This is a genomic window from Niastella sp. OAS944, assembly GCA_024809215.1.
In the GTDB taxonomy this organism is placed as follows: domain Bacteria; phylum Bacteroidota; class Bacteroidia; order Chitinophagales; family Chitinophagaceae; genus Niastella.
Window position 1 is genome coordinate 228989 of the sequence record JANUBW010000002.1, and the last position, 13527, is coordinate 242515.

A 13527-nucleotide genomic window follows, 5' to 3' on the forward strand; every position below is an offset into this window, starting at 1 on the left:
AATGCATTTTGATAATGTTAGAAAGTAAGATTTACGCCAAAATTGTATTGCCGCATGGTGGGATAACCTACACCGCTACCTGTTTCCGGATCTAGCCCCGGAAAAGAAGTGATCAGTAACAGGTTTTCACCGGAGAAGTATACCCGCGCCCTTTGCAGAAATGCTTTTTTGGTGAGGGCTTCCGGCAGGTTATATCCCAGCTGCAGGTTCTTTAACTTGATCCAGCTGGCATTGTACAACCAGAAATCACTGGTAACAGCGCGGTTTTGGGGATCGCTGGTTTTTAAGCGGGTGTATTTGCCGTTTATATTGGTACGCGCATCATCTGGTGCTGCAGGATCGTAGAAATAGTGATCATCTGCATACAGGGTTGCAAACGCATTACCATTGGTTGCAAAAGAATTGTTGTAGTTGTCGGCATTCCAGTAGAACTTATGCCCGGCCGCACCTGTCCAGATCATTGAAAGATCAAACTGGCGCCAGCTCAGCTCGGCATTCATTCCAAAAACATATTTGGGCAAAGAAGAAGTTCCCGTGAAATAACGATCGAAAGAGTTGCCATAATCGCCATCACCGTTCAGGTCGGCATAAATAAGATCGCCATACCAGATAGCCGTTTTGCTAACATTATTGGATGGCCGTAAAGGATGGCCGGCTGCGATCATGGCCTTTGCCCAGTCGAGGTCTTCTGTTGTGCGGATCATTCCATCGCGTGGACCTCCGTTTACATTCACACTACCGTCGGCATTATTATAACTGCCAGAACCTTTGTATACCTGGTACAAATAATATTCATCGATCTTATGGCCTTCCACCCGGCGGGTTTCGGCACCAGTGGAAACGGCTCCCAGATTGCTTTGGTATATATCGTTGCCACCGGCATCTTTCGCCCAACCTTCTTTCAGGGCGCCTTTAAATTTAGTGACCTCATTCACATTGTATGCAACATTACCACCCACACTGAAATTGAATTCACCGATCTTGTTGCGGTAACCCAGGTTCAGCTCAATGCCTTTGTTGGTTACTTCTGCTCCGTTCACTGTTGGGGCCGATGCAATTCCCGCTGTAAGCGATACGGGTGGAACATTCAGGATATCGGAGGTAACACGTTTATAGAAGTTTAACTCAAAGAACAGTTTGTTGTTCAATACAGAACCTTCAATGCCAAGATCAGTATTGGTAGAAGTTTCCCAAAGCAGATCGGGATTGGCATAGCTGCCAACGGCCAAACCGGCTACCTGGGTATTGTTGAAAGAATACAAACGGGTAACATACCCATTCTGCCAGTCATAATTGCCGCTTGCATTATTCCCCAATTGTCCCCAGGAAGCACGCAACTTCAGGTTGGTGAGCCAGCTACGGGTATACTCCATAAAGTGCTCTTCTGAAATACGCCAGCCGGCAGATACAGACGGGAACAAACCCCAGCGGGTATCGGGCGAAAAGCGGGAAACGCCATCATACCGCAGGTTGCCTTCCAACAGGTATTTACCCTTGTAGGCATAGTTCACACGGCCAAACCACGAACGGATGGCATAATCTGATTCACCACCGTTAATGGTTGTGGGTGTTAGCACCGCACCGGGCGTTGTAAGATTATAATCGATCAATCCCGTTTTAGTAGCGTTGAAATTGTACAGGTTGTAATAAAGCTGATTGTAACCAACCAGCGCCCCCAGGTCATGATCGCCCAGCTGTGTATTATAGCGCAACACATTGTCGAAGGTTAGCTGACGGTTCTTATCAAAGCTGTAATACGTAGTTGAATTGGCCAGTGAAGGCAGGCCCGTCTTCAACTGATCGGTAGCAAAATCATAACGCAGGCTCACATCGGGATTGTTATGCGAATTAGTTTCATTCTGACGCACCTGGTAGTTGACCTTGCTTTCAAGGCTCAGTCCTTTTATAATATGGAGCGTTGCATAAAGGGTAGTATTGAAACGGGTGGTTTCATCATCACCCAGGGTATTATTTAAAAAAGCAAGCACATTGTTTGCGGTACCCGATTCACCGGGTGCAGAAGGAAAACCATAACGGCCATTCCAGTAAGGTACAATACCCGGCGTTGACTGACGCAGAAAGTTGAATGCACTGGATGTATTGCCCATTTCAAAATTCTGCACCGAACCAAAAGTTTGTGTACCCAGCGTGAGGAATTTATTCACGCGCGCATCGAGGTTGGCCCTGAACTGATAACGTTTGGTACCTGAGTTTGCAATGGTTCCTTCATTATCGAGGTAACCTATAGAAACAAGATAACCCACCTTATCGGACCCGCCATTAATAGAGATGGTATGGTTTTGCAGCAACCGGTTGCTAAACAACTCGCCGGCCTGGTCAACGTTGGGGTAAGCAATATAGTTAGGAACGCCGATGGCATTTAATTCATTTGGTATTTTGCCGGCCGAGTCCCACACATTGATAGTTGCCTGGCTAAAAGGAGCTGCCTGGGATACATTGGTATGCGCCTCGTTCATCAAACGCATGTGCCGGGCATAATTAGTAACAAACTCCGGTTTTCTCATCGGCTGCGTCATTGATACATTGCCGCTATAATTTACGATCAGCTTATTTTTCTGGCCTTTTTTGGTAGTGATAAGTATTACGCCATTCGCGGCCAGGGTACCATAGATTGATGCAGACGCCGCATCTTTTAACACAGTTACACTTTCAATATCGAGCGGGTTCACCGCATCCATTACACCAATGATGCCATCCACCACCACCAACGGTGAATTGTTGCTGCTCATAGTTCCTGTACCACGCACGTGGATGGTAGCGCCATCGCTGCGCGGATCGCCAGAGCCCTGCATAACAGATACCCCCGGCATTAAACCCGATAAGGCAGAAGATACATTGGTAATTGGCCGGTCGTCTAATTGTTTGGCCGAAACAGTGGTAACGGCACCAGTAAGGTTCGACCGTTTTTGCGTGGCATAACCCACAACCACTACATCATTCAATGCATCTCTTTTAGATCTTAAAGTAATTGAAAAATTGGCCTGTTGCCCCACAGGCTGTTCAGCCGTTTCAAAACCAACACCAGAAAAAATAAGAACATCACCAGAAGCGGCATTCAACGAAAACTTACCGGCATTATCGGTGCTTATTCCACCATTTCCATTTTTTAGAGATACTGAAACACCGGGCAGCGGTTTACCCGATTCATCTGTTACCACACCGGTAACAGGTTTGGCCTGAGCGAGTACAAAGGCAGGGAAAAGCAGAACAACCAACAGCCCCCATAAAAACTTGCCGGGGAGCCTGGCGCAATCAATTTTCAGCAGCATAAACAGTTGTTTTAAATAAATAAAATGGTCGAACCGATGCTGCTTATGGCGAAGCATAGTACAGTTAATTCAGGTAGCAGCATCGTTATGATTGCAATATGCACCTGCCTGCTTGTGGGCCGGGGTGAGAATCCTAAAAGAATGGGGGGAATTTCTTAAATGCAGTTCAATCAGTTGATTACCAATAAACGTTTTTTACTTTGAATTGATTACTCCCCCTACCTTTACAGTACCATACAATGGGGGTATGATGGTTGAAACTGCTTGTCGTCGGAATGTAAAACTTGTTGCGTTAAAAAGAACTGCCGGGTTACTGCTTTGGCTGGCTTGTTGTTTAACAGGCGCTGGTCAGCAGTTAACCTTCAATCGGCTTACTGTTGAAAATGGTTTGCTTAGCAACTCCGTTTTGTCCATAGCACAGGACCGCCAGAGCTTTCTTTGGTTCGGCACATCAATTGGCCTTGCCCGCTACGATGGCGCCCGTTTTAAAGTGTACCTCCCTTCCAGTAATATCACCTCCCTTTATTGCGATAAAGCCAACAATTTGTGGGCAGGTACCTCCGGCGGCCTCGATCATTACAATGTTCAAAAAGACGCATTTGAAAAGATCTGGATCAATGGCAAACGCATAGGAAATATTCATTGCATTTACGAGGATAAAAAAGGCCGGCTGTGGATCGGCAGCATCAATGGCCTGCACCTGCTTACCGACCCGGTTAAAAAAACTTTTCAGTCGTTTTACGCCGGCGTCAACGGCAACAGCATCGCCGGTAATGTTGTAAGGTCTGTTATCGAAGACAAAGCCGGCAACCTGTGGGTAGGTACCAACAACGGACTAACCAAAATGCAATGGGTGAACGGGCAAGTCAAATACTCCACCTTCCGTAACCAACCCGGTAATGCAAACAGCCTGATCGCTAATTATATAACCAGTATTGCCGAAGATACCTTGCACAACCTGTGGATTGGAACGCAGCACGATGGCATTAGTTTTTACAACCCAGCCACCAATACGTTTACCAACTACACACATACCAACAATCAATGGGGTATAATTAATAATAATATTCGCAAGGTCCTTAGCACCAGCCGCGGACAAATATGGGTAGGCACACAGGAAGGGTTAAGTATCATTGATCCGCAAACAAAAGCCATTCAATCTTACCAGCATGAAGCCGCCAACCCCAAAAGCCTGAGCCAGAATTCTATTTATAGTATGCTGGAAGACGCCAATGGTTCCCTTTGGGTAGGCACTTATTTTGGCGGTGTTAACAGCACTTACTCTTACAACACGCCATTTCAAACCATACAGAACAAACAAAGCACCGCAAGCCTTAGCAATAATGTGGTGAGCAGCATTGTGGAAGACCGGCAGCATAATCTATGGATGGGCACCGAAGGCGGCGGCCTCAACTATTACGATAGAAGTAATGGCAGCTTCACCGCCTATAAAAACAAATTGAACGATGCCGGCAGCCTGGGCTCCAACCTGGTAAAAGTTGTGTACCTCGATAAAGACGACAATCCCTGGTGCGGCACCCATGGCGGTGGCCTGAACGTCTACGACCGAAACGAAAAAACATTCAAACGGTACTTATATAAAGAAAACGATCCGGCAACACTCTCGGCCGAATTCATTTCCATTACCGAAGATCCGCAACACCGGCTTTGGATCGTAAGTCAGCAGGGCATTTCCATATTTCAGCGCAATGGCACCAAACTGGAATCAACCGATCAACGATCGATGCTTCCTTCCCTACCCGGTTTTGCTACTACTGTGTACACCGACCGCGCCGGCAATGTGTGGGTTGGCGGTGCGGCCGGCTTATATAAAATAACCGGTAACACGGTGCTGAAAGTAGATACCCACTATAATGTGAATTGCATACGGGAAGATAACCAGGGGAATTTATGGTTGGGATTGAACTTTGGCGGGCTTGCAAAATACAACCCCAATAACAATAGTTATACCCGCTATGGAAATAAGGATGTGTTAGCCAATATAAACGTAGTAGGCATACTTGACGACGAACAGGGCAATTTTTGGTTAAGCAGTAACAGGGGATTGATAAGGTATAATCCGGCGCGCAACAGCGCACAAACCTATACCATGAGCGATGGCCTTGCCGGTAACGAATTCAACAATAATTCTTATTACAAAGACAGCCGAGGAGAAATGTACTTCGGTGGCTTTAATGGCATCACCCATTTTTACCCCGCAGGTATTGAAACCAATAATTACACCGCGCCTGTTGTGTTCACCGGGCTCAAACTATTTAATAATTATATAGGCATCAACGATGACAACAAAATACTAAATGAAAATATAACCCTTTCGCCCGGTCTCACCTTCCGTTACAACCAGGATGTGTTCACCATTGAATTTGCCTTGCTCAATTATATCAAAAGCAGCAAGAATAAATATTCATACAAGCTTGAAGGGTTTGATAAAGGCTGGAATGAGGTAACCAACAATACCGCCACCTATACCAATCTGCCATCGGGCAATTATATCTTCTACGTCAAAGGCGCCAATAACGATGGCATCTGGAGCGCACCCGCCCGCATTGCTATTAAAGTACTGCCGCCATTCTGGCTTACCTGGTGGGCCTACTGTATTTATATTTTGGTGCTGGCAGGCATTCTGTTCCTTGTACTACGCTATTTTTTCCTGCGCGCCCTGCTTAAAAAAGAAGACGAACTGCATCAGGTAAAACTTAATTTCTTTACCAATGTATCGCACGAAATACGCACCCACCTCACGCTGATCATGGCGCCTGTTGAAAAAATGCTCGACAACAAACAGCACGACACATTGGTACAACAACAGCTAAGTCAGGTAAAACAGAATGCCGACCGCCTGTTGAAACTGGTAAGCGAGCTCATGGATTTTCGCAAGGCCGAAACAGATCATTTGCAGCTTCACATTGGCCGCTATAACCTGGTGCCCTTTCTGCAGGATATTTATGTAAGCTTTAGGGAAACATCACTAGCCAAAGAGATCAACATGTCATTTATTCATAATGCAGAAGAAATGTATCTGTATTACGATAAAGAGCAGTTGGAAAAAGTTTTCTTTAACCTGCTTGCCAATGCGTTGAAGTTTACCCCGGCAGGCGGAAGGGTTGTTTTAATGGCCGAACAGAAAGACAATAAGATCACAGTAACGGTTACCGACAATGGCCGGGGTATTGCACCGCAATACATAGACAAATTATTCACGAATTTCTTTCAGGTGGCCGATCATGGACTGCAAAATACGGGGTATGGTATTGGCCTGGCATTATCGAAAAATATTATAGCTCTGCACCGGGGCAGTATTAGTGTGGAAAGCGAACCAGCAACTGATAACAGGGAAGGCAAAACGGTATTTACCGTGAGCCTTAAACAAGGTAACAGTCATTTTGCAACTGCCAATATGCTTGCTGTTCCTATGGATAAAGCGCCTATACAGCCAGAGAAAATAAAGCCAGGTAGCATAACCATTTCAACCCCTGCTTTGGCGCAGGCAGAACCTGTAGATAAAAACTTTACCATTCTGCTGGCAGAAGACAATGATGAGTTGCGTCTCCTCATAAAAGAAACATTTGTGCAGCAATACCATATTCTTGAATGCCAAAATGGATCACAGGCCTGGGAAACGGCTATTGTTGAAATTCCCGACCTCATCATTAGTGATGTGATGATGCCGGAAATGGATGGTTTTACTTTATGCGAAAAATTAAAAACAGATCAAAGGACAAGCCATATACCGGTTATTTTACTAACGGCCAAAAGCACCCAGAGCGATCAGGTGAGCGGACTGGAAACAGGTGCAGATCTCTATCTTACCAAACCATTCAGCACCCGCATTCTTGAACTCAATGTGCGCAACCTGCTGGCTTCCCGCGAAAAACTTCGCCAAAGATTTTCCAGCCAGATCGTTGCCCCTTCCCTGCCCCATAATACAACCAGTGAAACGTTTACTGAAAATGTTTCCAATACCGTTGATGCCGCGTTCTTGCAAAAAGTATTAGCGATTATTGACGAGCATATGGACAACCCTGATTTTGGCGTGGAAATGCTTTCGAGGAAAATTGCCATGAGCGCACCTGTGCTATACAAGAAAATAAAAGCGGTGACCGATATGTCGGTGAATGAATTTGTAAAATCCATTCGCCTTAAAAAGGCAGCGCAGCTATTATTGAAAAAGCAAATGACGGTGTATGAAGTGGCCTATGCCGTAGGCTATAGTGACCGCAAATATTTTAGCCGGGAATTTAAAAAGCAGTTTGGCAAAACACCCAGTGAATATACAGGCGAAGAAATAAAGTAAAAACGCTTCTAGCCTTTTCGTGACTGCGTTCTGTAGATGCCTATCTGGGTTAGCAACACGCCAAGCCCCAGCAACAGGCTTGTAATAGAACAGAACCTGCCCACAAGGTTGTATTGAAAATAAAAAGCAACAACGGAAGTTACCAGTAAAAGCGGCATTCCCTTCCAGGCGGCCGGCAATAAAATGCCCATTAATTTTATCAAATGTTTTGTACCTGGTTTCTCCTCATCCAGCATTCCGGGAGTGCCCATAACGCTGATGAACATGAAAAAATACCCAATTACATTAAAGGAAAGATACAGCAGAATGTTTGCCTTGAATAAATGCATTCTTAACTTATAAATGAATACGCAAATTGTTTTTTTGACGTTATCTTCAACGCAAAAAGAGTTATATATCGTATCCATGGAAAAAATAGAAATAATCAGGCAATTTATAGCCGATGAAGATATTGCACTGGCGCAAAACGAACAGGGCGGTTTTTACCCCAGCAACCACCATCACCTGAGCGGTGCCATAAAAAAACTGCCAAAAGAAATATCCGACGACGAAGTGGTTATGCTCTACTTCCATTTATTGCGTTTGGGTAGCCGGCTTAAACCGGTAGATGAAAAACAATTTCTGCTGCAACAACGGGCGTTTGAAAAATTGCTGCCAATAATAGATCTGGGTTATCCCCGAAATATGTTTTCCAAATTTGAAATGGCATTTTTGTTTGATGCTATTGCGGAAGAAGATACAGCCCGTGTGTTTCAAACCGGGTATGCTGAGTACCTTCAATACCATGAAGTGATACTGCAATGCAATAAATACACAAATTTGCCGGGTATGCGCGGTAAACCCGACAAATTTCTACCCTATGCGCAAAAGGACGGAATTGTCGCCAGGATCATTCACACCCTGCACCGGATGCAATTCCTGCATCATGGTCCATTAACAAGTAACGCAACTTTCTGGGGATTTTTGTTTATACTGATGTTGAATAAAGGAACAAATGCGTTGAGTACGCTGGCAACATTTGCCGATGTTAAAACAGACGTACCAGAAAAAAGAAGTAATATCTGGATATTGGGCTCCTTTCTTAAAGACCGTAAGAAAGATAATGAGCTCCAGGCTTTACTACAAAATTTATATACCTGGTACCCCAGGGAATGGATTGATGAATATCATTAATAAAAAAGACCCCGCTATAAGGCGGGATCTTTTTTTGTTATAACAACATCCAAACTCGCTTTGCCGGCCCCTGTTATGATCAATGATACCAACAGGCCAATAGCCAGCAAATGGTATTCGAACCCCTCGCCTTTTTGAGCGCCAAACCAGTTCATAAAAAAGCCGAACTCTAAATGCGCAGTAACGATCATGCCTATGAAAAGAATAATTTGTGCAATAGCAACCAGCCGGGTAAACAACCCAAACACAATAAATAAACTGCCGAAAAATTCAAGAAATATAACCAGGAAAGCGATTGGCGATGGTAAACCCGCATCGGTAGTAAGATGGTGCATGGTAGGCGTAAAACCATAACCGCCAAAGAAACCCAGTAATTTTTGGGCGCCGTGCGGCCATAATACAATGGCAAATACTATTCTTAAGATCAAGGGTGAAAGCTGCGGCTCTGTAACTGCAAGCCGTTGAATAAATGTTCTCATTTGTATAAATTATTTACGGGAACAAAGTTGAGAACCAGCAGCCCGCAGCCCAATAAGCTAGCTTAAGAAATAAACTTGTACTAGGTTAAGAAGTTTATTTATGCATACGCGCCTTCACCTTGCTGAAAAATTCGGGTGTTACACCCAGGTATGAAGCGATCAAATATTGCGGCACCCTGTTTTGCAATTGCGGATATTTTTTTATAAAACGCAAATAGCGCTCTTCTACTTTGGTGCTTAACACATTCAGTAGCCGCTCTTCCTGCGCCATAATAGCATTCTGATATAATATTCTGAAGAAGTTGTTGAGTAAGGGTATTTTAACCAGCAGTTTATCCAGCACCTGTTTTGAAATGATCAACAGGTCGCTGTCTTCCAGTGCTTCAATATGATATCTTGCTTCCTGTCCCGTTAAAAAGCCGGGCAGGTCTGTTGTCCACCAACCTTCGGGAGCAAACAGTAAGGTATGCTGAATACCGTTGTCGTCTATATAATATTGAACCAGGCAGCCGCTGACAACAAAGTGATCATAAATAACAATGTCAGGCGGTTGCACCACTACCTGGTTCCGCCTGACTTTTTTATACCTGAATGAGGTGGTTATTAGTTCTTCTTCTTCAGGAGTAAGGTTAACATGTTTCCGTATCTCTTGTAGCAGCGCAGCATGCATAATGTTCAATAGCGTTTTCTGTGCTAAAGATACCCTATTTCTTTACACCGGTCAACCTATACAAACCAGCGCCATGTTTATTGATGTTCACTGAAAATTTATTGTCAAAAACGCCCAGTTGTTTACCGTTCCACATGTCCTGCGCCCGGGCCGATCTTAAACCCAGATCCGTCAGATCGATCTTTATAGTTGTAGCAGCTGGTGGTTCGGGCCCCGAAGGTTGTTCGGTAAATACCAGGAAGCGAACGGTGGCGCCTGCATTTTGATCGGCGCCGGCTTTATCGAGGCCGGCTGTTGCAGTGAACCGGTCTACCCCTTCAGGAAGATCATATTCAATCACTGAATTGGCATGTACCCCAAGCCCCTGCTCATATTTCTTACCATCAACGATCAAATCGCCACCCGATACTGATTTATTAACCCGTGCTTTGCCCCAGCCAGAGCTTGCTTTTACCCATTTTAATGAGGTTAGTGAAACGGTATCATTTCCTTTATGTAATACGGGGTTTATCCAGTTGGCATGGTCCCAGTCAGTGTTTTCTACCGCAGAAACTGCCAGGTACAATTTTCGGCTGCCATTCAACTTTATATCTATCGATTCTGAAGACCGCTGTGTGTTCACGATCTCACTTTTCCAAATTGCTTTGCTTTCAATCATTTCTTCGCGGTCTTCACAATTGAAAACGGCTAAGAATTTATCGCCATTGGCGGGGTCTTCGGCTATCCACGCTGCTTGTTTTTCGTTACGGAAAAGCTGTTTGTTATTGATGCTTTTGTTCAATACATACAGCATATTCTTATTGGTAATAAGCGAATCTGTAAAGGCGTCGTTATCGGGGAAGTTTCCACCAAACATCATGGGCGATTTAAAAATGCTCCATAATGTCATTAAGGTGTATTGTTCATCTCTTGTAAAGTTCGTCATTCGTGGGTCGCCTCTTTCGGCACGAATGCCAATGCGGCCCAGCGGTAACATATCGCCATCGGGATAAGCACCGTATGCCCGCCATTTGTTCCAGCGTTCAAATACCTCAAAATGTTCTTTCAGCTGGCGCCAGCTGTCCCAAAAATCACCTACGGTACGCCACATATTGGCATTCTGTTGTACATGTGCAGCATGATCGATGGGCGTTTCACCGGGCGATGTACTTAATACGATCTTACGGCCTGTGCGCTCAATGGCCTTCCTGATCATTTCTACTTCGCCGGTAAAATATATTGGCGACGAAAGGTCATCGACCTTTACAAAATCAAGTCCCCATGAAGCATACAACTCAAAAATAGAATTATAGTATTCCTGAGCGCCGGCTTTATCGGGTAAAATGGTGTACATATCGTGCAGCCAGCGGCATTGGTCGGCAATTGAATGAATGTCAGCTGCGGTGAGTTTGGTGCCTTTTACAGGCAGCTTATTCTTTACAGCAACTACAGGTACGCCCCGCATTATGTGAATACCGAATTTCAATCCCTTTTTATGAAGATAATCGGCCAGGGGTTTAAAGCCTTTGCCCCCGGCGGCAGATGGGAACCTGTTTACAGCTGGTACAAACCGGCCAAAGCTATCGATTGCATAATCAGGATCTTTTTCATTGTAACCATGGGCTTTATCATTGGCCACATACCAGCGGATGTCAACCACTACATAGTTCCAGCCCGCCGACTTCAACCGGCTTGACATATAATCTGCATTGGCTTTAACTTCTGCTTCTGTTACAGTAGGGCCAAAACAATCCCAGCTGTTCCACCCCATTGGCGGTGTGGGCGCCCAACTATGAAAATCGGTTTTACTGCCTGACTGTGCTTGTGAAAGATATACTGCTAAAATGCCAATCGTTACCAATAATGACTTCATGTATGTTGTATTAAATTAGAATATGTAACCTTCCCTGGTGCTGGAAGGAAGTCATCATGTAGCGGCAAATAAAGATAAGCGATGCGAAGATAATAAAAAACGCAGCTTGGAAAAGCTGCGTCAAATTGATTGAAAAATTAAACCCTTAAACCCATGCGCACGATTGTTCAGCGCATGGAGTAAAGGTACTTTCCAACACTCATTTGGGTACCATCATTTAATTAAAACAGAATTAAAATACACTTTATGCAACCTCATCATACATGAATGCGTCCCCCCGGCTGATGTATGGTCATAAAAGAAGAAAGGTGAGCCGCTCATAAAGAGCGACCCACCTTCTATTATTAATTTCGTTTATGCTTCTTAGTGCTTTCTATCGATATTATTATACTTATCAGTATACTTGGTTACACTATCCTGCATTTTCTTAATATCGGCATCGATAGCTTTAACGCCTGCTACATCTTTTTTAGCTTCAGCCTGACGTTTCTTTTGTTCAAGCTGATTTACTTTTTCTTCGTTGATGATGATCAGCAGGTCGAGCGCATTCTTCAGGTTGTCTTTATCTTCCATTTTCAGTTTGCCTTGCGCATCGAGCAGTTCATCTACCTTTACTAAGTAAGGTAAAGCCTGGTCAAATTTTTTGGCAGTTTCAACACGCAATTCCTCTTTCTTCTTCAACTGATCGGGAGTGAGTTTTACATTACCCTGAGGGCGAATGTTCTTGTTCTCGTTGTTGATCTCTACACCCTGGTTATAATAGATCTGACCCAACACCATGTTGGCATTTGCATAATCAGGCTTTTTCTCCAGGGTTTTACCCATTACTTCAATAGCTTTATTAATGAGTTCTTTGGAGTTGGCCGGACGTTTGCTGGCATCCGGATCATAACCGGTTTGGTATAATTCTACACCGTAGTTGAACAGGAACAGGAAGTTATCAGGATTTTCCTTAATAACCTGCTCGTATTTTTTGAACAGGTCATCTTTGTTACCTTTTTCACGAGCCATATCGAGCTCAAAGCCGGTCCAGAACTGATCGGCAGGATATACTTCGCGGCCCAGTGCAGAGAACTTAGAAGCGTTGGCAACATCATCTTTTCTGCGATAATAGTCGGCCAACCACTTATAGATCTCTACAAAACCTTCGCCTTTTGCTTTTGCCTCGGCAATTTTGCCATAATAAACAGCGGCATCATCGGGTTTATTCGCTTTTTCGGCTGAAATACCGGCATACAGGGTTGTAGTGGTATCTAACTTAATGGGAATAATATTCCGGGCGCTCATGAGGTCGAATATAGCCAGTGAATTTTTAAAGTTTACAAAGGCGTCGTTGTAGTTGCTGGCATTATAAAAAGAAGCAGCATCTTTTGAATAACCGGTGTACAGGTCAATCAAAGGAGCATTGTTATCCAGGGTAAGCTGGATATTTCTTTTAGCCGCATCTTTTTCTTTTGATTCCAGGTCGAGGTATGTTTTCATGGCCTCGAAAGCAGTGTTACGGGCATCAGGCACGGTACCTTTCAAAGAAGAATCACCGGCAATAGCGCCATATATTTTTGCTTTTTGATACCATGCGTCGGCACTGGTCTTATTTTTATCAACTGCCAGTACTGCGTCGATCTCTGTTTTAGCTTCTGTCAGTTTTTTCTTTGACAAAAGGTCTTTCGCCTTTTCGATCTTCTGGGCCTGTGACAAGAACCCAACTGCAGCAAGCAATGCTGTCAGAACCATTTTTTTCATCTGAG

8 protein-coding genes are annotated in these 13527 nt (G+C 44.3%); 2 read left to right on the top strand and 6 right to left on the bottom strand.

Going from position 1 to position 13527, the window contains the following annotated elements; genetic code table 11:
- Window positions 1-17: 17 nt before the first annotated feature.
- Window positions 18-3290 carry a SusC/RagA family TonB-linked outer membrane protein gene (locus tag GGD38_RS11545; protein ID WP_375300702.1) on the bottom strand — a complete coding sequence of 1091 codons (3273 nt, stop codon included), beginning with the start codon at window positions 3288-3290 and terminating at the stop codon, window positions 18-20.
- Window positions 3291-3537: 247 nt separating this feature from the next.
- Here GGD38_RS11545 and GGD38_RS11550 point away from each other — a divergent pair, with 247 nt between their 5' ends.
- Window positions 3538-7605 (top strand): two-component regulator propeller domain-containing protein, encoded by a 4068-nt coding sequence (locus GGD38_RS11550; RefSeq protein ID WP_375300701.1) that lies wholly within the window; start codon window positions 3538-3540, stop codon window positions 7603-7605.
- An 8-nt stretch (window positions 7606-7613) separates the two neighbouring features.
- Here GGD38_RS11550 and GGD38_RS11555 read toward each other — a convergent pair whose 3' ends face one another.
- A complete protein-coding gene (locus GGD38_RS11555) occupies window positions 7614-7934 on the bottom strand; it encodes a hypothetical protein (RefSeq protein WP_375300700.1) in 321 nt (106 codons plus the stop codon).
- A 76-nt stretch (window positions 7935-8010) separates the two neighbouring features.
- Between GGD38_RS11555 and GGD38_RS11560 the strand changes: the two genes are divergently transcribed.
- A complete protein-coding gene (locus tag GGD38_RS11560; protein ID WP_375300699.1) occupies window positions 8011-8778 on the top strand; it encodes a hypothetical protein in 768 nt (255 codons plus the stop codon).
- A gap of 14 nt (window positions 8779-8792) precedes the next feature.
- Here GGD38_RS11560 and GGD38_RS11565 read toward each other — a convergent pair whose 3' ends face one another.
- The 4 genes from GGD38_RS11565 to GGD38_RS11580 all read right to left on the bottom strand — a co-directional run bounded on the left by GGD38_RS11565 (window position 8793) and on the right by GGD38_RS11580 (window position 13522).
- Window positions 8793-9257 (bottom strand): DoxX family protein, encoded by a 465-nt coding sequence (locus tag GGD38_RS11565; protein WP_375300698.1) that lies wholly within the window; start codon window positions 9255-9257, stop codon window positions 8793-8795.
- Window positions 9258-9351: 94 nt separating this feature from the next.
- The gene (locus tag GGD38_RS11570) at window positions 9352-9927 is read right to left on the bottom strand and encodes a Crp/Fnr family transcriptional regulator (protein ID WP_375300697.1); all 576 of its coding nucleotides are present in this window, start codon (window positions 9925-9927) and stop codon (window positions 9352-9354) included.
- A 34-nt stretch (window positions 9928-9961) separates the two neighbouring features.
- Complete coding sequence (locus tag GGD38_RS11575) at window positions 9962-11779, bottom strand: NPCBM/NEW2 domain-containing protein (protein ID WP_375300696.1); 1818 nt, start codon at window positions 11777-11779, stop codon at window positions 9962-9964.
- Between the two features lie 363 nt (window positions 11780-12142).
- The gene (locus GGD38_RS11580) at window positions 12143-13522 is read right to left on the bottom strand and encodes a hypothetical protein (protein WP_375300695.1); all 1380 of its coding nucleotides are present in this window, start codon (window positions 13520-13522) and stop codon (window positions 12143-12145) included.
- Between the last annotated feature and the right edge of the window lie 5 nt (window positions 13523-13527).